At 68.0% G+C, this 25,627-nt stretch carries 21 protein-coding genes; 6 read left to right on the top strand and 15 right to left on the bottom strand.

What is annotated here, in order from left to right; translation table 11 throughout:
• Positions 1–7: 7 nt before the first annotated feature.
• The 8 genes from H0X91_RS08050 to H0X91_RS08085 all read right to left on the bottom strand — a co-directional run bounded on the left by H0X91_RS08050 (position 8) and on the right by H0X91_RS08085 (position 8,332).
• The gene (locus H0X91_RS08050; RefSeq protein WP_006496494.1) at positions 8–1,117 is read right to left on the bottom strand and encodes an ABC transporter ATP-binding protein; all 1,110 of its coding nucleotides are present in this window, start codon (positions 1,115–1,117) and stop codon (positions 8–10) included.
• Positions 1,118–1,172: 55 nt separating this feature from the next.
• Positions 1,173–1,871, bottom strand: coding sequence for an HAD family hydrolase (locus H0X91_RS08055; protein WP_006496495.1), 699 nt, complete (start codon positions 1,869–1,871; stop codon positions 1,173–1,175).
• Positions 1,868–2,719: a carbohydrate ABC transporter permease gene (locus H0X91_RS08060; protein WP_006484674.1), complete on the bottom strand. Its 852-nt coding sequence runs from the start codon at positions 2,717–2,719 to the stop codon at positions 1,868–1,870. The genes H0X91_RS08055 and H0X91_RS08060 overlap by 4 nt, the downstream gene beginning before the upstream one ends.
• Positions 2,716–3,669 carry a carbohydrate ABC transporter permease gene (locus H0X91_RS08065; protein WP_006496497.1) on the bottom strand — a complete coding sequence of 318 codons (954 nt, stop codon included), beginning with the start codon at positions 3,667–3,669 and terminating at the stop codon, positions 2,716–2,718. The genes H0X91_RS08060 and H0X91_RS08065 overlap by 4 nt, the downstream gene beginning before the upstream one ends.
• 113 nt (positions 3,670–3,782) lie before the next feature.
• Positions 3,783–5,108 carry an ABC transporter substrate-binding protein gene (locus H0X91_RS08070; protein WP_006477974.1) on the bottom strand — a complete coding sequence of 442 codons (1,326 nt, stop codon included), beginning with the start codon at positions 5,106–5,108 and terminating at the stop codon, positions 3,783–3,785.
• Positions 5,109–5,180: 72 nt separating this feature from the next.
• The gene (locus H0X91_RS08075) at positions 5,181–6,533 is read right to left on the bottom strand and encodes a D-tagatose-bisphosphate aldolase, class II, non-catalytic subunit (protein ID WP_006496499.1); all 1,353 of its coding nucleotides are present in this window, start codon (positions 6,531–6,533) and stop codon (positions 5,181–5,183) included.
• Positions 6,521–7,477, bottom strand: coding sequence for a sugar kinase (locus tag H0X91_RS08080; protein WP_006496500.1), 957 nt, complete (start codon positions 7,475–7,477; stop codon positions 6,521–6,523). Before H0X91_RS08080 ends, H0X91_RS08075 begins: the two co-directional genes overlap by 13 nt.
• 78 nt (positions 7,478–7,555) lie before the next feature.
• Positions 7,556–8,332 carry an L-iditol 2-dehydrogenase gene (locus tag H0X91_RS08085; RefSeq protein WP_006483759.1) on the bottom strand — a complete coding sequence of 259 codons (777 nt, stop codon included), beginning with the start codon at positions 8,330–8,332 and terminating at the stop codon, positions 7,556–7,558.
• 327 nt (positions 8,333–8,659) lie between these two features.
• Between H0X91_RS08085 and H0X91_RS08090 the strand changes: the two genes are divergently transcribed.
• Genes H0X91_RS08090 through H0X91_RS08105 form a run of 4 tightly spaced genes read left to right on the top strand, consistent with a single transcriptional unit; the run spans position 8,660 to position 11,754 of the window.
• Positions 8,660–9,121, top strand: coding sequence for a Fur family transcriptional regulator (locus H0X91_RS08090; RefSeq protein WP_196432939.1), 462 nt, complete (start codon positions 8,660–8,662; stop codon positions 9,119–9,121).
• 44 nt (positions 9,122–9,165) lie between these two features.
• On the top strand, positions 9,166–10,077 hold the full coding sequence (locus H0X91_RS08095; protein ID WP_006496501.1) for a metal ABC transporter solute-binding protein: 912 nt from the start codon (positions 9,166–9,168) through the stop codon (positions 10,075–10,077).
• A gap of 17 nt (positions 10,078–10,094) precedes the next feature.
• Positions 10,095–10,979 carry an ABC transporter ATP-binding protein gene (locus tag H0X91_RS08100; RefSeq protein WP_006483750.1) on the top strand — a complete coding sequence of 295 codons (885 nt, stop codon included), beginning with the start codon at positions 10,095–10,097 and terminating at the stop codon, positions 10,977–10,979.
• Positions 10,972–11,754, top strand: coding sequence for a metal ABC transporter permease (locus H0X91_RS08105; protein ID WP_006483758.1), 783 nt, complete (start codon positions 10,972–10,974; stop codon positions 11,752–11,754). The genes H0X91_RS08100 and H0X91_RS08105 overlap by 8 nt, the downstream gene beginning before the upstream one ends.
• Before the next feature lie 133 nt (positions 11,755–11,887).
• On the opposite strand, the gene fghA is transcribed toward H0X91_RS08105, so the two are convergent.
• The 3 genes from fghA to H0X91_RS08120 form a co-directional block, all read right to left on the bottom strand.
• The gene (gene fghA / locus H0X91_RS08110) at positions 11,888–12,736 is read right to left on the bottom strand and encodes an S-formylglutathione hydrolase (RefSeq protein WP_034201415.1); all 849 of its coding nucleotides are present in this window, start codon (positions 12,734–12,736) and stop codon (positions 11,888–11,890) included.
• 16 nt (positions 12,737–12,752) lie between these two features.
• On the bottom strand, positions 12,753–13,859 hold the full coding sequence (locus tag H0X91_RS08115) for an S-(hydroxymethyl)glutathione dehydrogenase/class III alcohol dehydrogenase (RefSeq protein WP_196432940.1): 1,107 nt from the start codon (positions 13,857–13,859) through the stop codon (positions 12,753–12,755).
• Positions 13,860–14,073: 214 nt separating this feature from the next.
• Positions 14,074–15,540 (bottom strand): xylulokinase, encoded by a 1,467-nt coding sequence (locus H0X91_RS08120; protein ID WP_196432941.1) that lies wholly within the window; start codon positions 15,538–15,540, stop codon positions 14,074–14,076.
• A 438-nt stretch (positions 15,541–15,978) separates the two neighbouring features.
• On the opposite strand from H0X91_RS08120, the gene H0X91_RS08125 reads away from it, so the two are divergent.
• On the top strand, positions 15,979–17,355 hold the full coding sequence (locus H0X91_RS08125; RefSeq protein ID WP_196432942.1) for a nucleobase:cation symporter-2 family protein: 1,377 nt from the start codon (positions 15,979–15,981) through the stop codon (positions 17,353–17,355).
• A 373-nt stretch (positions 17,356–17,728) separates the two neighbouring features.
• Here the strand turns inward: H0X91_RS08125 and H0X91_RS08130 are convergent, their stop codons facing one another.
• The 3 genes from H0X91_RS08130 to H0X91_RS08140 are packed head-to-tail and all read right to left on the bottom strand — an operon-like array spanning position 17,729 to position 23,742.
• Complete coding sequence (locus tag H0X91_RS08130; RefSeq protein WP_046337461.1) at positions 17,729–19,252, bottom strand: efflux transporter outer membrane subunit; 1,524 nt, start codon at positions 19,250–19,252, stop codon at positions 17,729–17,731.
• Entirely contained in the window at positions 19,252–22,452 is a 3,201-nt protein-coding gene (bpeB, locus tag H0X91_RS08135; RefSeq protein WP_006482626.1) for an efflux RND transporter permease BpeB, read from the bottom strand. The genes H0X91_RS08130 and bpeB overlap by 1 nt, the downstream gene beginning before the upstream one ends.
• 15 nt (positions 22,453–22,467) lie before the next feature.
• Positions 22,468–23,742 (bottom strand): efflux RND transporter periplasmic adaptor subunit, encoded by a 1,275-nt coding sequence (locus H0X91_RS08140; protein WP_006497328.1) that lies wholly within the window; start codon positions 23,740–23,742, stop codon positions 22,468–22,470.
• Between the two features lie 400 nt (positions 23,743–24,142).
• Here H0X91_RS08140 and H0X91_RS08145 point away from each other — a divergent pair, with 400 nt between their 5' ends.
• Positions 24,143–24,784, top strand: coding sequence for a TetR family transcriptional regulator (locus H0X91_RS08145; RefSeq protein ID WP_006486802.1), 642 nt, complete (start codon positions 24,143–24,145; stop codon positions 24,782–24,784).
• A gap of 37 nt (positions 24,785–24,821) precedes the next feature.
• On the opposite strand, the gene H0X91_RS08150 is transcribed toward H0X91_RS08145, so the two are convergent.
• Positions 24,822–25,499 (bottom strand): cysteine hydrolase family protein, encoded by a 678-nt coding sequence (locus tag H0X91_RS08150; RefSeq protein ID WP_006497329.1) that lies wholly within the window; start codon positions 25,497–25,499, stop codon positions 24,822–24,824.
• Between the last annotated feature and the right edge of the window lie 128 nt (positions 25,500–25,627).

The following is a 25,627-nucleotide window of genomic DNA, read 5'->3' on the forward strand; positions in this document are numbered from 1 at the left end:
GCCGCCGTCACGCCGCCTTCGCGTGCGCGCTCAGCCGCCGGAACGCCTGCCCGTTTTCGTCGAACAGGTGGCAGTGCTCGGGCTGCGCATGCACGCGCAGCGCCTCGCCGGTGCGGTACGTGTCGAGCGGCGGAATCCGCGCGATCAGCCCGTCCGGCGCGACGGCCGACTCCGCATACAGATACGCGGCATCGCCGAGCGATTCGACCGCCATCGTCCGCGCGGCGACGCCCGCCGCCGCCGCATCGACCAGCAGGTGCTCGGGCCGCACGCCGACGGTCACCGCCGCGCCGCGCTGCAGCCCCGCCGCGTCGACCGCCACGCGCTGCGTCTCGCCGCTGTCGAAGCGCACCAGCACGCCGCCCGCATCGGCCGATTCGACCGCGCCCTTCAGGAAGTTCATCTTCGGCGAGCCGATGAAGCCCGCGACGAACAGGTTCGCCGGTGCGTGATACAGCGCGTTCGGCGTGCCGACCTGCTGTACCGCGCCGCCCGACAGCACGACGATCTTGTCGGCGAGCGTCATCGCCTCGACCTGGTCGTGCGTCACGTAGATCATCGTCGTCTTCAGCTCGTCGTGCAGCCGCGCGAACTCCAGCCGCATCTTCACGCGCAGCGCGGCATCGAGGTTCGACAGCGGTTCGTCGAACAGGAACACCTTCGGCTTGCGCGTGATCGCGCGGCCGATCGCGACGCGCTGCCGCTGGCCGCCCGACAGCTGCTTCGGCTTGCGATCGAGCAGGTGGTCGATGTGCAGGATCTTCGCGGCCTGCTTCACGGCCTGGTCGATCTCGGGCTTCTTCGCACCCGCGAGCTTCAGGCCGAACGCCATGTTGTCGTACAGCGTCATGTGCGGATACAGCGCATACGACTGGAACACCATCGCGATGCCGCGCTTCGCGCTCGGCACGTCGTTGACCTTCGCGCCGTCGATCAGCAGGTCGCCGCTCGAGATGTCCTCGAGGCCGGCGATCATCCGCATCAGCGTGGATTTGCCGCAGCCGCTCGGGCCGACGAACACGACGAATTCGCCGTCGGCGATGTCGAGGTTCACGTTGCGCAGCACTTCGGTGTCGTCGTAGCGCTTCGCGATGTTGCGCAGGAGCACGCTTGCCATGATCTGTCTCCGTTCGTTCGTGATGCGCCGCCGTGCAGGCAGCGCCTGATCGTTGCTAGTGGGGCAGCACCGCGCCCGTCGCCTGCCAGCGCGCGACGTAGCCGGGCAGCTCGTGCATGTCGTCGAATACGTGACGCGCGCCGATGCTGCGCAACGCGTCGATCTGGGCCGCCGATGCGTGCCCGCCGCCGACGAAGCCGAGCACGGTCATGCCGGCCGCCGCCGCCGCGGTGATGCCGGTCACGCTGTCCTCGACGACCAGGCAATTCGCGGGCGCCGCGCCGAGCGTGCGCGCGGCCGCCAGATACACGTCCGGCGCCGGCTTCGGCCGCGCGACCGAATCCGCGCAGAACAGCCGGTCGCCGAAAAAGCGCGCGAGGCCGGTGCGTGCGAGCGCCGCCTCGACGTACGCGCGATAGCTGTTGCTCGCGCAGGCCGTCGTCAGTCGAATCGCGGCCAGCGCCGCATCGATGCCGTCGACCATCGGCGCGTTGACGGCCGCGGCCTCCACCGCGCGGCGGATCGCGTCGACGTCGTCGGCCGACAGCGTGCGGCCGACCGCATCGGCCGCCCCGGCCAGCACGCGCTCGATGCGCAGCCCGAGCAGCGGCATCACGGCCGGCCGCGCGTCGACGCCCGGCCAGCGCGCATCGAGTTCGCGCACGATCACGTCGGCGGCCACGGCCTCGCTGTCGATCAGCACGCCGTCGCAGTCGCAGATCAGCACGTTCACGCCATGATTTGCCGCGCTCATTTGACCGCCCCGAACGTGAGCCCGCGCACGAGCTGCTTCTGCGACAGCCAGCCGACGATCAGGATCGGCGCGACCGCGAGCAGCGACGCGGCGGACAGCTTCGCCCAGAACAGCCCTTCGGGGCTCGAGTACGACGCGATGAACACGGTCAGCGGCGCGGCGTTCGAGCTCGACAGGTTGATGCTCCAGAACGCCTCGTTCCACGACAGGATCACGAGCAGCAGCGCGGTGGACGCGAGCCCCGGCAGCGCCATCGGCATCAGCAGGTAGACGATTTCCTGCCACGTCGACGCGCCGTCGATGCGCCCGGCCTCCAGGATGTCCTTCGGGATCTCGTTGAAGTACGTGAAGGTCATCCACACCGCGATCGGCAGGTTGATCAGCGTGTAGACGATCACGAGCCCCGACACCGTATCGAGCAGGCCCGCGTTCTTCCACAGCAGGTAGATCGGCACCAGCACGCCGACCGACGGCATCATCTTGGTCGACAGCATCCACAGCAGCACCTTCTGCGTGCGGTGGTTCGGGAAGAACGCCATCGCGTACGCGGCCGGCACCGCGAACAGCAGCGAGATCACCGTGACGCCGGCCGAGATCAGCACCGAATTCCACGCGAACGCGAAGTAGTTGCTGCGCGCGAACACCTCGCGGAAGCTGTCGAGCGTCGGCATGAAGAACAGCGACGACGCGTACGCCTGCTGCTCGGTCTTGAACGCGGTGATCGCCATCCAGAAGATCGGGAAGAACAGCAAGAGCGCGATCAGCCACGCGAGCGTGCCGGGCAGCGCGCGCCGCACGAGGTCGAACGCGGCCGGCGCGCGCCGGCCCGAGAAGGTCAGGTCGCTCATTTCTCGTATTCCCCTTTCAGGTTGCGCGCGAGCATCCGCACGAGGAAGAACGACACGACGTTCGCGACCACGACGGCGATGATGCCGCCCGCGGATGCGAGGCCGACGTCGAACTGCTGCAGGCCGAGCGCGTAGATCAGGTACGACAGGTTGGTCGTCGCGTCGCCGGGGCCGCCGCCGGTCGTCGTGTAGATTTCCGCGAAGATCGACAGCAGGAAGATCGTCTCCATCATCACGACCACGGCGATCGCGCGCTTCAGGTGCGGCAGCGTGATGTAGAAGAACATCGCGATCGGGCCGGCGCCGTCGATGCGCGCGGCTTCCTTCTGCTCCTGGTCGAGCGACTGGATCGCGGTGAACAGGATCAGGAACGCGAACGGCAGCCATTGCCACGCGACGATGATGATCACCGCGGTCAACGGGTAATCGGCAAACCAGTCGATCGGCGTCATCCCGAGCGCGCGCATCGCGTTCGCGACGAGCCCGTACACCGGATGCAGGATCATGTTCTTCCAGATCAGCGCGGAGACGGTCGGCATCACGAAGAACGGCGCGATCGCGAGCAGGCGCGCGACGCCCTGCCCGTAGAACTTGCGGTCGAACAGCACGGCCATCAGCACGCCGCCGACCACGGTGATCGCGAGCACCGCGCCGATCAGCACGAGCGTGTGCCAGATCGCCGGCAGGAACGACGGATCGGTCGCGAGGAAGCGGTAATTGTCGAACCCGGCGAAGCCCTTCACGTCCGGGTTCAGCAGGTTGTAGCGCGAGAACGAATACCAGATCGTCATCGCGAGCGGAATCGACATCCACAGCAGCAGCACCGCGACGGACGGCGACACGAGCCAGCTCGCGCCGCCGCGCGCGCGGCGCGGCGCGCCGGGCGGCGACGACGCGTCGCCGACCGACGGCGCGTGAGCGTGACTCAGGGGAAGACGCAGGTGACGCATGATCGGAGTCCCTCCGGTTGATGCGCGGGCGCGAACGGCCGCCCGCCTGTCCGCCTCGCCGGCCCGCGCCGTGTGCCACGGCGCACGACGCGGGCCGCGCGACGGCTTGCGCGTTACTTCTTGTAGCCGGCCTGCCGCACCGCGCGGTCGGCCGCGGCCTGGCCCGCGGCGAGCGCCTGGTCGACCGACATCTGGCCCGCGACCGCGCCCGCGATCGACTGGCCGACCACCGTGCCGAACGACTGGAATTCAGGAATCCCGACGTACTGCACGCCCGTGTACGGCACCTTCTTCAGCGACGGATCGTTCGGGTCGGCCGTCTCGATCGCCTTCAGCACGAAGTCGGAGAACGGCGCGGCGGCCTTGTACTCGGCGCGCTGATACGTCGACGTGCGCGTGCCCGGCGGCACCGACGCCCAGCCTTCGTCCTTGCCGACCATCTCGATGTACTGCTTCGACGTCGCCCACGCGATGAACTTGCGCGCGGCGTCCTGCTGCTTCGACGTCTTCGGCACGGCGAGCGCCCATGCCCACAGCCAGTGCGAGCCCTTCGGCGTGGCGGCGACCGGCGCGGCCGCGAAGCCGATCTTGTCGGCCACCTGCGACTGCTGCTTGTTGTAGAGCATCCCGGCCGCGACCGTCGCGTCGATCCACATCGCGCACTTGCCGGACGCGGTCAGCGTCAGGTTCTCGTTGAAACCGTTCGAGCTCGCTCCGGGCGGGCCGTTCTTCTTCAGCAGGTTCACGTAGAAATTGATCGCCTTCTTCCATTCGGGCGACGTGAGCTGCGCGTTCCAGTTCTCGTCGAACCAGCGCCCGCCGAACGTGTTCACGACCGTCGACACGTACGCCATGTTCTCGCCCCAGCCGGCCTTGCCGCGCAGGCAGATCCCGTAGGTGCCCTTCGACTTGTCGGTGAGCTTGTCCGCGAATTCGGCGATCTGGTCGTAGGTCGGCTGGTCAGGCATCTTCAGCCCCTTCGCCGCGAACAGGTCCTTGCGGTAGAACGTCATCGAGCTTTCGACGTAGAACGGCAGCGCGTAGAGCTGGCCGTTGTACGACAGGCTGTCGCGCGCGGTCTTCACGATGTCGTTCAGGTCGTAATCGGCCGGCAGGCCCGTGATCGGCGCGAGCCAGCCGCGCTTGCCCCACTGCGGCGTTTCATAGGTGCCGATCGCCATCACGTCGAACTGGCCGCTGCCGGTCGTGATGTCGGTCGTCGCGCGCTGGCGCAGCACGTTCTCCTCGAGGATCACCCAGTTCAGCTTGATGTCGGGGTTCGCCTTCTCGAACGCCGGCGACAGCTTCTTCAGCTCGATCATGTCGGGGTTGTTCAGCGTCGCGATCGTCAGCGTGCCGGCGGACGCCGCGCAGGCCGCCGTCGCGAGCGCGGCTCCGGCGAAACAGCGGGCGGCGGCGTCGAGCATCTTTCGTTGCATGGCATGTCTCCTGTGATTGTTCGAAATGTCGTCGGTCTTGCGTCGGTGTTGCGTCGTTTCCTTCGCGGCCCGTCATGCCGGCCGCTGCATGCCGCACGCGCGCGCATAGTGCGCGATCACGTCGCGTATCCGGTGGCGCACCCATGCGCGCGGCGCCTTCGCGAGGCCGCCCGCGCGGCATGCCGCGTAGACATCCGGCAGCCACTGCGCGACGAGCGTCTCCGGCACCGGCTGCCGCGCGAGGTTGTCGAACAGCTGCTCGACCGCGGCCGCGACGGCCGGCTGCAGCCAGTAATAGCGGATGCGGTCGCTGTAGCTGAACTGGCGCGCGAGCCGCTGCGCGGTCTCGTCGCCGCGGTAGTACGGCGCCCAGTGTTCGGGCTGCGCGCGCATCGCCGCATCGACGACGTCGCGCAATCGCGAGCGCTGCGCGACGTCGTCGATCAGCGCGTCCTCGATGAACGTCAGCGCGAACAGCGCCTCGCGCAGCGCGAACGTCAGCGCGGGGCCGACCTTCAACACCGCGAAGTGGTCGCGCACCAGCGCGGCGAGCGCCGCCTCGGTCTGGTAGTCGGTCGAATGCGCTTCGAACACGAGGCGCGGTGTCTGCAGGATACTCGCGCCCAGTGACGCTGCCTTGGCACTGTCGTAATCAAGCACGTGGCGATCGTCGAAGTCGACGCCCGGCTGTGCGACGACCGCGACGACGCGCGTCCACGCATCGTCGAGCCCGGCCGCGGAGAACGCGCGGCGGTGCGCATCGAGCGTCGCCGCGATGCTGTCGCTGCGCGTGACCGCGATCCGTGCGATCGCGTCGTTACTTGCGTCGCCGCTCACCTCGCCGCCCGGCGTCGGCACCTCGGTGCCGATCACGTAGACCGGCGCGATGCCGACGCGCGCGGCCGCGTCTTCCGCGACGCGGCACAGCTCGGCCGCGCGCGCGGCGATCGTGCGATCGTCGAGCCGTGCCGGATCGTCGGCGCACGCCATGCTCGCATCGAGGTGGATCTTTTCGAAGCCGGCTTCGACGTAGGCCGCGACCATCGCGGCCGCTTCACGCATCGCGTCGGCCGCGCGACGGTGCCGCCACGGATTCGGGCCGAGATGGTCGCCGCCGAGCACGAGCGCCGACGGCGCGAGCCCGCAGCGCGCGGCGATCGCATCGACGTCGCGACGAAAATCGGCCGGCGTCATGCCCGTATAGCCGCCGAGATGGTTCACCTGATTGCAGGTCGCCTCGATCAACAGCGGCGAGCCGTCCGCGCGCGCCGCTTCGCACGCGGCCTCCAGCACCAGCCGGTGCGCGCTGCAGACCGAATAGATGCCGCGCTGCGCGTCCGCGCGGTTCGCGTCGAAGATCATCCGCAGCACGGTGTCCGCGTGCGCGGTGCGCGTGCGTTCGGCAACGGTCGTCAGGCCGGACATGCGATCCCCCGTTCGGTCAGGAAGCGGTCGATCTCGGCCGCGCTGCTGTTGCCTTCCATCGGGCCGCGCCGCGTGACCGCGATCGCGCCGGCCGCGTTCGCGCGACGCAACGCGACGTCGACGGCCAAGCCCGCGACGAGGCTCGCGACCAGCGTGCCGCCGAAGCAGTCGCCGGCGCCGGTCGGATCGACTTCGTCGACCGCGAACGCCGGCGCGTCGGCCCGGTGCGCGCGCTCGAACGCGACGCTGCCTTGCGCGCCGCGTTTGAGCACGACCCGCTCGAGCAGCGGATGGGTCGCGAGCAGGCCGGCGATCGCGCGCTCGGCCGGCTGCGGCCCGCAGAAGAACGGCAGGTCGGCTTCGCTCGGCAGGAACAGGTGGCACGCGGCGAGCATCTCGTCGAGGGCCGCGCGCATCGGGCGGAAACTCAGCATTTCGGGCCGCACGTTCGGATCGAACGACACCTTGGCGCCGGCGCGCGCAGCCTCGATCACGCCGCGCTGCACCGCGGCGATCGCCGATTCGCTCGTCAGCGACGAGCCCATCACGTGGAAGTAGCGGCAGCCGTCGAACATCGCGGTGTCGACGTCGGACGCATCGACGCACGCGGCCGCGCTGGTGGAAAGCGTGAAGACGAAACTGCGCGAGCCGTCGTCGCGATACGCGACGAACGCGGTGCCGGTCGGGCGGGCGACGCGGCGGATGCGCGCGACGTCGACGCCGTCGCGGGCGAGCCGCGCGACGATCGCGTCGCCGAACGCATCGCGACCGACACAGCCCGCATACGCGACGCGCGCGCCGAGCCGGGCGGCCTGGTCGGCGAAGATCGCCGGCGCGCCGCTCGGGAACGGTCCGGCGAACAGGCCCGGCGTATCGAAACCCTGGCCGCGCTCGGCGGCGACGAATTCCGCCAGCAGTTCGCCGGCGACGACGATCTCGGCCATCAGGCGAGCCCTCCTCGTGCGACGGCGGCCGCGGCGTCGCGGGCCGGCCGGCGGGTGGCGCGTGCGAGCGGCGCCACGTCAGCTCATCCAGTTGCCGCCGTCGACGTTCAACGTCTGGGCGGTGATGTAGTCGGCGTCGGCCGACGCGAGGAACAGCGCGGCGCCCGTCAGGTCGCCCGGCACGCCCATGCGGCCGAGCGGCACGGCTTCGCCCACGAGCCGCTTCTTCTCGCCGAGCGGCCGGTTCTCGTAGCGCGCGAACAGCGCATCGACCTGCTCCCACATCGGCGTGTCGACGACGCCCGGCGCGATGCCGTTCACGTTGATCCGGTGCGGCGCGAGCGCGAGCGCGGCCGACTGCGTATAGCTGATCACCGCGGCCTTGGTCGCGCAGTAGTGCGAAACGAGTGCCTCGCCGCGACGGCCGGCCTGCGACGACATGTTGACGATCTTGCCGCCGCGCCCCTGCTCGACCATCCGCTGCGCGACCGCCTGCATCAGGAAGAACAGCCCTTTCACGTTGACCGAGAACAGCCGGTCGAACACGTCCCACGATTCGTCGAGGAGCGGGCGCATGTCGAACAGCGCCGCGTTGTTGAACAGGATGTCGACGCCGCCGAAGCGCTCGACCGCCGTGGCGACGATCCGCGCGATGTCGTCGCGGCGCGTGACGTCGGCCGTGACGGCCACCGCGCGGCCCGGGTTGGCCTCGATCAGCCGCGCGAGCGAGCCGCCTGCCGGCTTCACGTCGACGAGCACGCAGCGCGCGCCCTCGTCCAGATAGCGTTGCGCGACCGCCTCGCCGATGCCGCTTGCGGCGCCCGTCAGGATCGCGACCTTGTCTTCCAGTCTCACTGGCTGTCTCCGGTTCGTTCTGCTGTACGACGGTCACGAGGTGAGCGAACGCTCGCAAACCGATCAATTGCTCTGTTAGTGATCGAATGATCGGATACGCGATACGCGCTGTCAAGACGACGCGACGGCTTTCTATGACGCGCTGCGGCACGGCGGCGCATGACGACGCCCGGTCGCGCCCGCGCGGCAAGGTGCGGCGCGCACGGTGCGGCGCAGTGGGAGCGGCATGAAGGGGACGGAGCGACGGCGGAACGCGGAATTCGCGCTGCACGGCGCGGCGATACGTTATATCATCGCCGTACTGTGTTTCATCGCCTGCTTCACGCCATGGCTACCTCATCGCCCATTGACGCCCGGCTGTCCCGGGCCAACGCATTCGCCGCCGAACACGGGCTCGCGTGGACACCGCTGCGCCGCCAGGTCTACGAACGCGTGCTGGCCGCGCAACGCCCGATCGGCGCGTACGACCTGCTCGCCGAACTCGAACCGCAACGCGGCCGGGTGCCGCCGACGACCGTCTATCGCGCGCTGGATTTCCTCGTCGAACACGGCTTCATCCACCGGATCGAATCGAAGAACGCATTCTTCGCGTGCTGCGAGATCGGCGTGCCGCACGAAGGCCAGTTCCTGATCTGCGATTCGTGCGGCGACACCGTCGAGATTCCCGGCGGCGACCTCGCGAAGCAGTTGTCCGCGAGCGAGCCCGCGCACGGTTTCGAAGTCCACCACCAGGTCGTCGAGCTGAGCGGCCTGTGCGGACACTGCAAGCGCAAGCCCGCGCAGCGCTGACGCCGAATCGCGGCGTACGCGCCGCCCTTCCAACGAGGAGTTCCATGTCCATTGCCCTGAAGCGCGCGCCGCGGCGCGCCCTGTCGCCTGTCCGCTGGCTGGCCGCCGCCGTCGCCGCGCTGTCGTTCGCCGCGCCCGTGGTCGCGCAGGCCGCGACCGTCAACGTCGTCGCCGCCGAGAATTTCTACGGCGACGTCGCGTCGCAGATCGGCGGCCGCCACGTCGCGGTCACCAGCATCCTCAGCAATCCGGATCAGGATCCGCACCTGTTCGAAGCGAGCCCGAAGACGGCCCGCGCGCTCCAGCACGCGCAGGTCGTGATCTACAACGGCGCCGACTACGATCCGTGGATGGGCAAGCTGCTCGGCGCGTCGAAACAGGCGAAGCGCGCGACGATCGTCGTCGCCGATCTCGTCGGCAAGAAGGCCGGCGACAACCCGCACCTGTGGTACGACCCGGCGACGATGCCGGCGGCCGCACGCGCGATCGCGGCCGAACTCGGCCGCGCCGACCCGGCGAACAAGGCCGAATACGAGGCGAACCTGCAGAAGTTCGTCGCATCGCTGAAGCCCGTCGACGACCAGGTCGCCGCACTGCGCGCGAAGTTCAAGGGGGTGCCCGTGACGGCCACCGAGCCCGTGTTCGGCTACATGTCGGACGCGATCGGCCTCGACATGCGCAACCAGCGCTTCCAGCTCGCGACGATGAACGACACCGAGGCGAGCGCGCAGGACGTCGCCGCATTCGAGAACGATCTGCGCAAGAAGCAGGTGCGCGTGCTGATCTACAACAGCCAGGCCGAGGAGCCGATGACCAAGCGCATGCTGAAGGTCGCGCGCGACGGCGGCGTGCCGACCGTCAGCGTCACCGAGACGCAGCCGGCCGGCAAGACCTTCCAGCAATGGATGAGCGGCCAGCTCGACGCGCTCGGCAACGCGCTCTCAGCCGGCAAGTAACCGACAACCGTAACGTCATGACCGCCACTCCCCACGCCCTCGCCGTCGATCGCGTCACGCTCGAACTGGGCGGCCGCACGATCCTGCGCGACGTCAGCTTCTCGATCGAGCCCGGCGAATTCGTCGGCGTGCTCGGGCCGAACGGCGCGGGCAAGACGACGCTGATGCGCGCGGTGCTCGGCCTCGTGCCCGTGTCGGCCGGCACGCTGTCGGTCGGCGGCGTGCCGGTCGTGCGCGGCAACCCGTCGATCGGCTACATGCCGCAGATCCGGAGCGGCCTCGCGAACCGCCGGATGCGCGGCTACGACTTCGTCGCGATGGCCGCCGACGGCCACCGCTGGGGCCTGCCGCACACGAACGCGGCCACGCGCCGCGACGTCGATCGCGTGCTCGACCTCGTCGGCGGCCCGTCGCTCGCGCGCCGCCCGCTGTCCGAACTGTCGGGCGGCGAGCGGCAGCGGCTGCTGCTCGCGCAATGCCTGCTCGGCGACCCGAAGCTGCTGCTGCTCGACGAGCCGCTGATCAGCCTCGACCCGAACCACCAGCGCGGCGTCGTCGAGCTCGTGCGCAACGTGCAGCGCGAGCTCGGCATCACCGTGCTGTTCTCCGCGCACGAACTGAATCCGCTGCTGAACGCGCTCGACCGCGTGCTGTATCTCGGCAACGGCGTGGCGGCGCTCGGCACCGTCGACGAGGTGATCACGAAACCCGTGCTGTCGCGGCTCTACGGATCGCCGATCGACGTGATGCGCGTGAACGGCAAGATCTTCGTGATGTCGGGCGACGTCGAGATCGAGAAGCACGATCACGAACACGAGGACGACGACGGCCATTCGCACGGCGGCGGCCACGGCCACCACCACCACGGACATGCTCATCCCGGGCATTCGCACGATGTTTGAATACGACTTCATGATCAACGCCTTCGCGGCGTCGGGAATCGTCGCGGTGCTCGCGGGCATCGTCGGCTACTTCCTGGTGCTGCGCGGGCAGACCTTCGCCGGCCACGCGCTGTCGCACGTCGGCTTCACCGGCGCGACGGGCGCGGTGCTGCTCGGCGTCTCGCCGATCTGGGGGATGGTCGGCTTCACGCTCGCGGCCGGGATCGGGATGGGCGCGCTCGGCGAAAAGCTCGCGGGCCGCGACGTCGCGATCGGCGTGATCCTGTCGGGCGCACTCGGCTTCGGCCTGTTGTTCCTGCACTTCTACACGTCGTTCGCGACGCAGGTCACCGCACTGCTGTTCGGCAACGTGCTCGCGGTCAGCCACGACACGCTCGCGGTGCTCGCGGGCATCGGCGCGGTGAGCCTCGCCGCGCTCGCGCTGATCGCGCGGCCGTTGCTGTTCGCGTCGCTGCAGCCCGAACTGGCCGAAGCCAAGGGCGTGTCGCTGCGCACGGTGTCGATGCTGTTCCTCGCGGTGTGCGCGCTCGCGGTGGCCGCGGCCACGCAAATCGTCGGCGTGCTGCTCGTGTTCACGCTGCTGGTCGGGCCGGCGGCGGCCGCGCAGAACGTGTCGACGCGACTGTCGACGGGCGTGCTGCTCGCCGCGCTGTTCGCGCTGTTCGAAGCGTGGGCCGGCATCGTGCTCGCGTATCACACCGACTGGCCGACGAGCTTCTGGATCACCGCGCTGTCGGCGCTCGTGTACGGCGCGAGCCTGTTGCGACGCAACTGATCGCGGCCCGGCGCATCGCCGCCCGATGCCGATCAAAGAAAACGCCGGCGTGCCCGAGGGCAGCGCCGGCGTTTTTTCATGCGCTCGCAATCGCGTGCGGTGCGCCGTGTGCGTTACCGGCTTGCGCCCCTGCTCACCGCGCCAGCACGCGCGCGTGATGCGCGAGGTGATCGGCGATGAACGTCGAGATGAAGTAGTAGCCGTGGTCGTAGCCCGGATGGCGGCGCAGCGTCAGCGGCTGGCCGGCCTTCGCGCACGCGGCTTCGAATACGTCGGGATTCAGCTGGTTCGCGAGGAACTGATCGGCCAGCCCCTGATCGACGAGGATGCCGTCCGCGAACTTCGGCGCATCGGCGCGCGCGACCAGCTCGCTCGCGTCGTGCGCCTTCCACACGTCGCGATCGGCGCCGAGATAGCCGGAGAACGCCTTCTCGCCCCACGGGCAGCGCGTCGGCGCGGCGATCGGCGCGAACGCCGACACCGACCGGTACAGCCCCGGATGACGCAACGCGAGCGTCAGCGCGCCGTGCCCGCCCATCGAGTGGCCGAAGATGCCGAGCCGCGCGCCGTCGATCGGCAGTTCGGCCGCGACGAGCTCGCGCAGCTCGCCCGTCACGTACGACTCCATCCGGTAGTGCGTCGACCACGGCGCTTCGGTCGCATCGACGTAGAAGCCCGCGCCGACGCCGAAGTCCCACGCATCGGTCTCGCCCGGCACGCCCGCGCCGCGCGGGCTCGTATCGGGCATCACGAGCGCGATGCCGTGCTGCGCCGCGTATTGCTGCGCGCCGGCCTTGATCGCGAACGTCTCGTCGGTACTCGTGAGCCCGGCGAGATAGAACAGCGCCGGCACGCGGCCGTGCGCGGCCTGTGGCGGCAGGTACACCGAGAACTTCATCGGCAGGCCGATGACTGCCGAATCGTGACGGTAGAAGCGCTGCTCGCCGCCGTGGCACGCATGCGAGGAAACGAGTTCGAGCATGACGATTCGCTCCCGGTCAGTACAGCACGACCGAGCGGATCGACTCGCCGGCCTTCATCAGGTCGAAGCCTTCGTTGATCCGCTCGAGCGGCAGCGTGTGCGTGATCAGGTCGTCGATGTTGATCTTGCCTTCCATGTACCAGTCGACGATCTTCGGCACGTCGGTGCGCCCGCGTGCGCCGCCGAACGCCGAGCCCTTCCATTCGCGGCCCGTCACCAGCTGGAACGGGCGCGTGCTGATTTCCTCGCCCGCTGCCGCCACGCCGATGATGAACGACTGGCCCCAGCCCTTGTGCGTGCACTCGAGCGCCTGGCGCATTAGCTTCACGTTGCCGACGCACTCGAACGAGTAGTCGGCGCCGCCGTCGGTCAGCTGCACGATGTGGTCGACGACGTTCTCGACCTCGTTCGGGTTGATGAAGTGGGTCATCCCGAACTTCTTCGCGAGCTCGACGCGCTTCGGGTTGATGTCGACGCCGATGATCTTGTCCGCGCCGACCATCTTCGCGCCCTGGATCACGTTCAGGCCGATCCCGCCGAGGCCGAACACGACCACGTTCGCACCGGCCTCGACCTTCGCCGAGTACACGACCGCGCCGACGCCCGTCGTCACGCCGCAGCCGATGTAGCAGATCTTGTCGAACGGCGCGTCCTCGCGCACCTTCGCGACCGCGATCTCCGGCACGACGATGTAGTTCGAGAACGTCGACGTGCCCATGTAGTGGAACAGCGGCTTGCCGTCGAGCGAGAAGCGCGACGTCGCGTCCGGCATCAGGCCCTTGCCCTGCGTCGCGCGGATCTTCTGGCACAGGTTGGTCTTGCGCGACAGGCAGAACTGGCACTCGCGGCATTCGGGCGTGTAGAGCGGAATCACGTGGTCGCCCTTCCTCACGGTGCCGACGCCGGGGCCGACGTCGACCACCACGCCCGCGCCTTCATGGCCGAGGATCGCCGGGAAGATCCCTTCCGGATCGGCGCCCGACAGCGTGTAGTAGTCGGTGTGGCAGATGCCCGTCGCCTTCACTTCGATCAGCACTTCGCCGGCGCGCGGCCCTTCGAGATCGACTTCCTCGATCGTGAGCGGCGCACCGGCCTTCCATGCAATCGCGGCTTTCGTCTTCATCGTGTCACTCCTGTATGTCTGTGAGATCGGCCCGGGCCGGCGGATCGGCGCCGGCCGGGGTTTCGTGCAAAGCGGTCGAAGCCGTGCCGCGGGGCACGGCGAAAGAATCTCGTGCTCGCCATGATGGCCGCTCCCGCCGCGCATCGCGTGCGGGAAACGGTCGCCGGCTTGCCAGGATGCGTCATCGCTGACGCAAAAGAACAAGTGCTCGAGTTTAAACGCCCGTCGTGAACCATGCATCCGTGCGAACGTACAGATCGACGAAGCGCGCGTCGCGGGCAGCCAGCCGGCGATCGTCGTGCGGGGCCGCGACCGGCGACGCAGTCGGCGCCAGCGCGCGCAACGCATCTTCACGCCAATGTCCGATCGCGACGCCTGCGAGCAACGCGGCGCCGCGCGTCGCGGCGTTCGGGCAATCGATCGCGTGCAGCGACGCGCCGAGCGCGTCGGCGAGCAACTGGCGCCAGCGCGGATCGACCGAGCCGCCGCCCGCGAGACGCAGCGTCGTCACGGCATCACGGCGATCGGCGTCGCGGATCGCATCGAGCCCCGCGCGCAACGCGAACGCGACGCCTTCGAACGCGGCGCGCATCATCGCGCCGCGCGTGTCGCCGAGCCCGAGGCCGAGCCAGCCGCCGCGCGCATCGGGGTTCATCCATGGCGAACGTTCGCCGGTCAGGTAAGGCAGGAAGCACAGCCGCTCCGACGCCGGCTGCGCGAACGCATCGTCATATGCATCGGCCCATCGCGCGTAGCCGAGCCAGCCGCGCACGGCTTCGAGCGCGAGCCCGACGTTCTGCATCGCGGCCATCGTGTAATAGCCGCCGCCGGCCGCCGCACGATAGCGATGCAAGCCGCGCCGCGCGGGCGGCAGCGCGTCCGCGAGCACGACGATCTGCCCGCCGCTGCCGGTCGTCAGCAGCGCGTCGCCTGCGACGGCCAGCCCGCTGCCGAGCGCCGCGCACGCGGTATCGGCCGCGCCCGTCGCGAGCGGCACGCCGGCCGGCAGGCCGAGCGCGGCGGCAGCCTGCGCGCCGAGCACGCCGCAGCGCGCGGTGGACGCACGCACCGGCGCGAAGCGGTCGGTCGGCAAGCCGAGCGTGTCGATCAATGGGTTGTCCCACGCGCCGTCGGGCGTCGCGAGCGCGGTTGCGCACGCGTCGCTCGGATCGGCCGCGACATCGCCGCCGAGCGCGATGCGCAGCCAGTCCTTCGGCTGCACGGCCCAGCGCGCGGCGCGCAGCGCAGCGGGTTCGTGCGTGGCCAGCCAGCGCAACAGCGGGCCGGCCATGCCGGGCGCGACGGGATTTGGGGCGACGGGCAACCCGGCGACGGGCGATCCGAACGCCGGCCAGCTCGCTGCATCCGCCTCCCGCACCGCGCGCGTGTCCGGCCACAGCAGCGCGGGCCGCACCGGCTGGCCGGCCGCGTCGATCAGCACGACGCCATGCATCTGGCCCGAAAAGCCGATCGCCGCGACCTGCGCGCGCTCGTCGGCCGGCAGCCGCGCGGCCGCGCGCACCAGCGCCTGCCACCAGGTGTCGGGCGCGATTTCCGCCCAGCCCGGCTGCGGCGACGACAACGCATAAGGTTCGCTCGCGACCGCCCGCTCGACGCCGTCGGCATCGAGCGTGACGAGTTTGACGGAGCCGGTGCCGAGGTCGATTCCGAGCAGGCGCATGACGTGAGGGGGATTCGTATGAACGGATGTCGATGATAACGGGATCGCGATGTGCGCCCCGTTTTTTGCCGTCACGTCGACGCGTCGAAACGGCGCTCGGCCGGCGGGTTTGACCGGGCTGCACCTTGCACGCAAAAGCGGCCGCTCGCGGGTTAACCCGGCACGCTTTCCGCACCCCCCTTTTTGCCACTATGCGGCCGACCCGATACACACCATAAAGCGGACCATATTTGACATGGGGGCCGGCGCTATTTTGAAGCGCTATAAAACCGGTGAACCTCACTCCTGCGGCAGTTTCCCGATGATCGCCCCCCTGCTCCATGCCGAAATGGCATATCGAACCAGCAAAGAACGGAATAGAACCCAGTGCTCTTGTTGCATGGATTCATTCCGAATAACTTCGTATCACCCCGAAAACAAGATCATGGAGTGAGACAGATGCAATCGAACACGGTCCATCCGTGCGATGAGGTGCTGCCGACCGGCAAGCTGGTAACGCTTGGCCTGCAACACGTCCTCGTCATGTACGCCGGCGCCGTCGCCGTGCCGCTTATCGTCGGCGCCGCGCTCAAGCTGCCGAAAGACCAGATCGCGTTCCTGATCAGCGCCGATCTGTTTTCGTGCGGCATCGCCACGCTGATCCAGACGCTCGGCCTGTGGATCTTCGGGATCCGCCTGCCCGTCATCATGGGCTGCACGTTCGCGGCCGTCGGCCCGATGATCGCGATCGGCACGAACCCCGGCCTCGGCATTCTCGACATCTTCGGCTCGACCATCGCGGCCGGCATCATCGGCATCGTGCTCGCGCCGATGATCGGCAAGCTGTTGCGGTTCTTCCCGCCGGTGGTCGTCGGCACGGTGATCGCCGTGATCGGGCTGTCGCTGATGGAAGTGGGCATCAACTGGGCAGCCGGCGGCGTCGGCAACCCCGAGTACGGCAGCCCGGTCTATCTCGGCCTGTCGCTGCTCGTGCTCACGCTGATCCTGCTGATCAACAAGTACGGCCGCGGTTTCGTCGCGAACATCTCGGTGCTGCTCGGCATCGTCGCCGGCTTCGCGATCGCCTTCGCGATCGGCCGCGTGAACACCGACGGCGTCGCGCATGCGCCGTGGGTCGGCTTCGTGATGCCGTTCCACTTCGGCCTGCCGCACTTCGATCCGCTGTCGATCGTGACGATGGTCACGGTGATGTTCGTCACGTTCATCGAATCGACCGGCATGTTCCTCGCGGTCGGCGACATGGTCGATCGCCCGGTCAATCAGGAGCGCCTCGTGCGCGGCCTGCGCGTCGACGGCCTCGGCACGCTGATCGGCGGCATCTTCAATTCGTTCCCGCATACGTCGTTCTCGCAGAACGTCGGCCTGATCGGCGTGACGGGTGTGAAGAGCCGCTTCGTGTGTGCGACGGGCGGCGTGATCCTCGTGCTGCTCGGCCTGTTCCCGAAGATGGCGCAGGTCGTCGCGTCGGTGCCGCCGTTCGTGCTCGGCGGCGCAGGCATCGTGATGTTCGGGATGGTCGCCGCGAACGGCATCAAGGTGCTGTCGAAGGTCGACTTCGTGAACAACTCGCACAACCTGTTCATCGTCGCCGTGAGCGTCGGCATGGGCCTCGTGCCGGTCGTGTCGCCGCACTTCTTCTCGAAGCTGCCGCCCGCGTTCGCACCGATCCTGCATAGCGGCATCCTGCTGGCATCGGCCTCGGCCGTGATCCTGAACATCGTGTTCAACGGCGTGAAAGGCGAAAAGGATGCGCGCTGCGAGATTCGGCGCGCGGGACACGACTTCGACGGGCGGCCCGCCGACGTGCACCACTGATCGCGCCGCGCCGGACGATGGCGCGAAGCGGTGACGGCGGTAACGAGAAACGCCACGGCATGCCGTGGCGTTTTGTTTTGGGGGTGCGGGACCACGCGTGGTGCGGGGGTGAACGCGCTTCGCGCGAGCAGATGGATCGCCGGCGCATGATGCGGAATGCCGACTGACCGCCAGGCGTGACGCGGTTGGTGCGGTCGGCGTGATCGGTACCAGCGGAACGCCGCGCACGCATCGTCACGACGACAGCGCCCGTCCCCGCCCGATCCGGCAGCGCAAAAGAAAACGCCACGGACCTTCGTCCGTGGCGTTCTCGCTTCCGCATACAGCCGGTTCGAAGCGCAAGCGCGATAACCCGCGCCTGCCTTCTCGGTGCTTACCCGTTCGTCGCGGTTGCCGACGCGGGCGCCGGCGCAGCCGCCTTGTCGTAATCGACCGGTGCATCCGGCGCACGCGGCGTCTCGCCGGCGCGCTGGATCCACCCGCCGCCCAGGGCGCGGTACAGGTCGACCAGGTTCGTCCAGCGTGCCAGACGTGCGCTGATCAGCGACTGCTGCGCGGCGTACAGATCCGTCTGCGCGGTCAGCACCGACAGGTAGCTGTCGACACCGTTCTTGTAGCGCAGGTCCGACAGATCGAAGCGTCGCTGTTGCGCGTGCTCGTTGCGCTCGAGCGCCGCGATCTGCTGGTCGTACGTGCCGCGTGCGGCCAGACCATCCGACACTTCGCGGAACGCCGACTGGATCGCCTTCTCGTAGTTCGCGATCTCGATGCGCTTCTGCACGTTCGCGAGATCGAGGTTCGCGATGTTCTGCCCGCCTTCGAAGATCGGCAGCGCGATGCTCGGCGCGAACGACCACGCCGCCGTGCCGGCCTTGAACAGGCCGCCCAGCGTCGGGCTCGCGGTGCCGAACGCGCCCGTCAGCGAAATCTTCGGGAAGAACGCCGCGCGCGCCGCGCCGATATTGGCGTTCGCGGCCAGCAGCGTCTGCTCGGCCTGCATCACGTCAGGACGACGCGTCAGCAGGTCCGACGGCAACCCGGCCGGCACGTCCGTCAGCAGGTTCTGCGCATCGAGCGGCATGCCCGCCGGCAGATCGTCCGGCAGCGGCTCGCCGATCAGCAGCACCAGCGCATTCAGCGCCTGCGCGCGGGCTCGCGCCTGCGCCTGCTGGTTCGCGAGCGCCGTCTCGACCACCGTCTGCGCCTGACGCAGCTCGAGCTCGGAGCCCGTGCCGTTGTCGAACTGCAGCTTGGTCAGGTCGTACGATGCCTGCGCGGTCTTCAGCGTGTCCTCCGTGACCTTCAGCAGGTCATCGGTCGACAGCAGCGTCAGATATTGATCCGCGACCTGCGACACCAGCGAGATCTCGGACGCCTGTCGCGCGTACGACGTCGACAGGTATTGCGCGAGCGCCTGATCCTTCAGGCTCTGCACGCGGCCGAACAGGTCGAGTTCCCATGACGCGGACAGCCCGACGTTGTAGGTGCGCGAGATCAACGGCGCCCTTGTCGTCGACACACCGGCCGGCAGGCGCTGGATGTTGCCCGTACCCGTACCGTCGAGCGTCGGGAACAGCCCCGCACGCGTGATCTGGTACTGCGCACGCGCGGCCTCGATATTGAGCACCGACACGCGCAGGTCTCGGTTGTTTTTCAGCGCGATCTCGATCAGCCGCTGCAGGCGCGGATCGACGAAGAATTCGCGCCAGCCGATGGCAGTCGCCGCCTGGCCATTCGCGCTGCGCGCGCCGGCCGCGCCCGGCTGCGTCGCGTAGACGCCGCTGGCCGGGTACGCCTGCGCGACGGGTGCGTCGGGCCGCTTGTAGTGCGGCGCCATCGTGCAGCCCGTGGCAAAGAGCGCGACTGCGATTGCAGTCAAAGCGTGTTTTTGCATCATCACTGTCCCTTGTTGCCTTCGTCGCCGTTGCCCGGCTTTTCTTCGTGGTGCGAGTGCTCCTGAGCCAGACGCAGCGCCTCGTCGACGTCTTCCTTCTCGCCGCTGAAGATCGCGCGGATCTTCACGAAGAACATCGGGATCATGAAGATCGCGAGGAACGTCGCCGTGATCATCCCGCCGATCACGCCCGTACCGATCGCGTGCTGGCTCGCCGAACCCGCGCCGTTGCTGATCGCGAGCGGCATCACGCCGAGAATGAACGCGAGCGACGTCATCAGGATCGGACGCAGCCGCAGGCGCGCCGCTTCCAGCGCGGCCTCGATCGGCCCCATCTTCTCCGTCTGCTGCAGTTCGCGCGCGAACTCGACGATCAGGATCGCGTTCTTCGCGGACAGGCCCACGGTGGTCAGCAGGCCGACCTGGAAGAACACGTCGTTCTCGAGGCCGCGCATCGTGGCCGCGAGCAGCGCACCGATCACGCCGAGCGGCACGACCATGATCACCGAGAACGGGATCGACCAGCTTTCATACAGCGCCGCGAGACACAGGAACACGACGAGGATCGAGATCGCGTACAGGATCGGCGCCTGCGAACCGGACTGGATTTCCTGGAACGACAGGCCCGTCCACGAATAGCCGATACCGACCGGCAGCTTCTTCGCGAGCGTTTCCATCGCGGCCATCGCCTGACCGGTCGACTTGCCCGGTGCGGCCTGACCCTGGATTTCCATCGCCGACACACCGTTGTAGCGCTCGAGCTTCGGCGAACCGTACGTCCAGTGACCGGTCGCGAACGCGCTGAACGGCACCATCCCGCCCGACCCGTTGCGCACGTACCAGATGTTCATGTCTTCCGGCGTCATCCGGAACGGCGCATCGGCCTGCACGTACACCTTCTTGATCCGGCCGTCGGTGTCGAGGAAGTTGTTCACGTACTTCGACGCCCACGCGATCGAGAACGTCTGGTCGATCGCATCCGCCGTCACGCCGAGCGCATTCGCCTTCTCGCGGTCGATGTTCACCTTGTACTGCGGCGTATCGTTCAGGCCGTTCGGACGCACACCCTGCAGCGTCGGGTCCTTCGATGCCATCCCGAGCAGCTGGTTACGTGCGGCCATCAGCGCGTCGTGGCCGAGACCGGCGTTGTCCGTCAGCTCGAAGTCGAAGCCGGCAGCCGTACCGAGCTCAGGAATCGACGGCGGGTTGAACGGGATCACGAGCGCGTCCTTGTAGCTCCCGTAGCGCCCGAACATCCGGCCGATCAGCGCCTGCACCTTCTGGTTCGCATGCTGACGCTGCGAGTAGTCCTTCAGGCGGACGAACACGAGACCCGAGTTCTGGCCGCGACCCGCGAAGCTGAAGCCGTTGACCGTGAACGCCGATTCGACGATTTCCTTCTCGTCCTTCAGCAGGTAGTCGGAAATGTTCGCGAGCGTCTTCGCGGTCGTTTCCTGCGTCGAGCCCGACGGCGTCTGCACGATCACGAACATCAGGCCCTGATCTTCATCGGGCAGGAACGACTTCGGCAGGCGCACGAACAGCAGCCCGACCGCGACGATCACGACCAGATAGATGATGAGCCAGCGGCCCGAGCGCTTGATCACGTGGTGCACGCCGACGTGGTACTTGTCGCGGCTGTTGTTGAACGTGCGGTTGAACCAGCCGAAGAAGCCCTTCTTCTCTTCGTGATGCCCTTGCGGGATCGGCTTGAGGATCGTCGCGCACAGCGCCGGCGTCAGAATCAACGCGACCAGCACCGACAGCACCATCGCCGACACGATCGTCAGCGAGAACTGACGATAGATCGCGCCGACCGAGCCGCCGGAGAACGCCACCGGCACGAACACCGCCGACAGCACGAGCGCCACGCCGACGAGTGCGCCGGTGATCTGGCCCATCGCCTTGCGGGTCGCTTCCTTCGGTGACAGCCCCTCTTCCGCCATCACGCGCTCGACGTTCTCGACCACCACGATCGCATCGTCGACCAGCAGGCCGATCGCGAGCACGAGGCCGAACATCGACAGCGTGTTGATCGAGAAGCCGACCATCGACATGATCGCGAACGTACCGAGCAGCACGACCGGCACCGCGATCGTCGGGATGATCGTCGCCCGCAGGTTCTGCAGGAACAGATACATCACGAGGAACACGAGCACGATACCTTCGAGCAGCGTCTTGACCACTTCCTCGATCGACAGCTTCACGAACGGCGTCGTGTCGTACGGATACTTCACGACGAGGCCGTGCGGGAAGAACGGTGCGAGCTCGTCGATCTTCGCGCGCACGGCCTTCGCGGTCGCGAGCGCGTTCGCGTTGGTCGCGAGCTGGATACCGAGTGCCGCGGTCGGCTGACCGTTGTACTTCGTGTCGAAGTTGTAGTTTTCGCCGCCGAGGCCGATCTGCGCGACGTCCTTCAGGCGCACCTGCGAGCCGTCCTGGTTGACCTTCAGCAGGATGTTGCCGAACTGCTCGGGCGTCTGCAGCAGCGTCGATTCGGTGATCGTCGCCTGCAGCACGGTGCCCGGCGTGGCCGGCGTGCCGCCGATCTGGCCGCCCGCGATCTGCACGTTCTGCGCGGTGATCGCCGAACTGACGTCGACCGGCGTGAGGCCGTAGTTGGTCAGGCGGTTCGGGTCGAGCCAGATCCGCATCGCGTACTGCGAGCCGAACAGCGTGACGGTACCGACGCCGTTCAGCCGGCTGATCGGATCCTTCACGTGCGACGCCACGAAGTTCGCGAGGTCGTACTTGTTCATGCTGCCGTCTTCGGAGTTGAAGGCGAGCACCAGCAGGAAGCTGCTGCTCGACTTCGTGACCGACAGACCGAGCTGCTGCACGACCTGCGGCAGAACCGGCGTCGCGAGCGACAGCTTGTTCTGCACCTGGACCTGCGCGATGTCGGCGTTGGTGCCCGGCGCGAAGGTCAGCGTGATCGTTGCGTTGCCCGAGTCGTCACTCGTCGACGACATGTACAGGAAGTTGTCGAGACCGCTCATCTGCTGCTCGATCACCTGCGTCACCGTGTCTTCCACCGTCTTCGCGGAAGCGCCCGGGTAGTTCGCGGTGATCTGGATCGATGGCGGCGCGATCGTCGGATACTGCGAGATCGGCAGCGTGAAGATCGCCGCAACCCCGGCCAGCATCAGGATGATGGCGATCACCCACGCGAAGATCGGGCGATCGATAAAAAACTTTGCCATGAAACAGGCTCCCTGTTATTTCGCGCTCGAAGCAGCGGCAGCACTCGCCGGCGCGGCGCCCGATGCGGCGGCACCGGAAGCGGCAGCGGCGCCGGACCCGGCAGCGGCCGGCGCGGCGGGGGCAGCAGCGCCCGAAGCGGCATCGGCCGCCGGGGCGAGCTGCGCGGGGACCGTCTTCACGGTCGCGCCCGGGCGCACCTTGTCGACGCCTTGCACGATCACGTGATCGCCCGCCTGCAGACCGCCTTCGACGACCCAGTTCTGGCCCTGCATGCCGGTGGTCTTCAGCGGACGCGGCTCGACCTTGTTGCTGGCGTTCACCACCATCGCGATCGCCTGGCCCTTCTGGTCGTGCGTGACGCCGATCTGCGGCACCAGGAACGCGTTCTCGTTCACGCCTTCCTCGATCCGTGCACGCACGAACATGCCCGGCAGCAGCACGCGATTCGGGTTCGGGAACACCGCGCGGATCGTCACCGAGCCGGTGGTCTGGTCGACCGTCACGTCCGAGAACTGCAGCTTGCCCGGCTCCGAATAGGTCTTGCCGTCTTCGAGAATCAACGACACCTTCGCCGCGCCCGGGCCGGTCGTCTTCAGACGGCCGCTCTGCACGTCCTGCCGCAGCTTCAGCCCTTCGAGGCTCGACTGCGTGAGGTCGACGTACACCGGATCGAGCTGCTGCACGGTCGACATCAGCGTCGCCTGGCTCGCCTGCACGTAGGCGCCCGGCGTCACTTGCGAGATGCCGACGCGGCCGGTGATCGGCGACACGACATCCGTGTAGCCGAGGTTGATCTGCGCGGTGTCGACCGCCGCCTTGCCGGCCGCGACGTCCGCCGCGGCCTGCCCTTGCGTGGCGACCGCGTTGTCGTAGTCCTGCTTGCTGACCGCGTTGGCGGCGACCAGCACCTTGTAGCGCGCGACCAGCGCGTTCTGCGTGACGAGGTTCGCCTGCGCCTTCGCGAGCGTCGCCTTCGCGCTGTTCAGGGCCGCGATGTACGGCGCCGGATCGATCTTGTAGAGACGCTGGCCGGCCTTGACGTCGGTGCCCTCGGTGAATTCACGACGCAGCACGATGCCGTCGACCCGCGCGCGCACCTGCGCGACGAGGAATGCACTGGTGCGGCCCGGCAGGTCGGTGAAGACCGGTACGGATTGCGGCTGGACGGTGACGACGCCGACTTCCGGCGTTTGCGGCGGCGGTGCCGATTCTTTTTTCCCGCACGCGGCCAGGAAAACGGCGGCCGTCGCGACAGTGATTAAGCGGTATGGAACCCGTTCGACGCGCATGGAGCGACCTCTGTGTATAACCAATGGAATAAGTGCCACGCCCGACCGGAGCGCAACACGGATGCGCCTCGCGGCGCAGATCGAACACCTGAATTACTGGACTGCCAGATACAGCACGTCGGCACGAGACCTCCGTGCCGACGGGGATGCCGCGAACTGCGGACTGGTACTAGGGCGGGAATCAGCAGAGTGGGATATTAACTGATTGCCACTTGGGTCATTCGATCGTAGGGTGGTATTGTATATACATTCACGAATGTATGTAAAAAGCCCGTTTGTACTCCGCCCGCTGTCCAGTCTTACAGATTGTTACCAGCAGCAAGCATAGCCCGTCTGCGTGACGGCGACGAGGGGTTGCGGACCCTATATTCACCTACGATCGATCCAATCAGGCCTGCACATGGTCAGACGTACCAAGGAGGAGGCGCTCGAGACGCGCAATCGCATTCTCGACGCCGCCGAACACGTGTTCTTCGAGAAAGGCGTGTCGCACACGTCGCTCGCGGACATCGCGCAGCACGCCGGCGTGACGCGCGGCGCGATCTACTGGCATTTCGCGAACAAGAGCGAACTGTTCGATGCGATGTTCGACCGCGTGTTCCTGCCGATCGACGAGTTGAAACGGATGCCGCTCGACGCGCCGGGCGGCAATCCGCTGGAGAAGGTGCGCCAGATCCTGATCTGGTGCCTGCTCGGCGTGCAGCGCGACCCGCAGCTGCGCCGCGTGTTCAGCATCCTGTTCATGAAGTGCGAGTACGTCGCGGACATGGAGCCGCTGCTGCAGCGCAACCGCGCGGGGATGAGCGAGGCGCTGCACATGATCGACGCCGATCTCGCGGTGGCCGTGGGGCTCAAGCTGCTGCCCGAGCGGCTCGACACGTGGCGCGCGACGCTGATGCTGCACACGCTGGTCAGCGGCTTCGTGCGCGACATGCTGATGCTGCCCGACGAGATCGACGCCGAGCAGCATGCGGAAAAGCTCGTCGACGGCTGTTTCGACATGCTGCGCTACAGCCCGGCGATGCTGAAGGACCGCGACTGACGGCACGGCGCATCGCGCGCCGCGTCGCCGTGCCGGGTCAGGCCGCCTTCGCGCGCCGCGCGCGGGCCCGCCGGTTCGACGCGGCGACCGAATCGCGCGCCGGCATCGGTGCGCCGGCGAGCCCCGCGATCCACGCGTCGGTCGACATCACCGCCGCGAAATTCGACTGGAACACCACCGCGTACGTGCGGTGAATCTCTTCGGCGCTCACCGCCCCCGCTTCGTTCTCGTAAGGCAGCGCGCCCGTCGCGTCGTTCAGGTATTCGACCTTCAGCCCCGCATGCGCCGCGTGATAGACCGTCGACGCATTGCAGTTGTGCGTCATGTAGCCGGTCACCGCGAGCGTGTCGATTCCGTGCGCGTCGAGCCACGCGGCGAGATCGGTGCCGGCGAACGAGCTCGCTTGCGCCTTCTCGATCAGGTGCGCGTACGGGCGGCTGGTGACCACCGTGTGCAGCGCGACGCCGTCGGTACCGGGCGCGAAGATCGGCGCACCGGCCGGCGCGACGTGCTGAACCACGATCACCGGCACGCCGGCCGCGTGCGCGGCGTCGATCGCCCGGCCGATGTTCGCGAGCGACACGTCGAGCGGCGGATATTCGATCGGCAGGTTGCCCGTCACGTATTCGTTCTGCACGTCGATCACGATCAGTGCGCGGCGGGCAGCGGGACGGGAAGCGGATTGCGGGACGGCGGGCGACGCGGCGGCAAGCATGGCGGACTCCTGGTCGGGAGGCGCTGCCCCGCCCCGGAGCAGGGCGGCCAGCAGTGCGATGGGATGCATTGTCGGGCCGCAGCGCGTATGCCGATAGTGGCCCGATAGCCATTCTTCGATAAAATCGG

The sequence above is a fragment of the Burkholderia sp. 9777_1386 genome, assembly GCF_015712265.1.
GTDB lineage: Bacteria > Pseudomonadota > Gammaproteobacteria > Burkholderiales > Burkholderiaceae > Burkholderia > Burkholderia cenocepacia.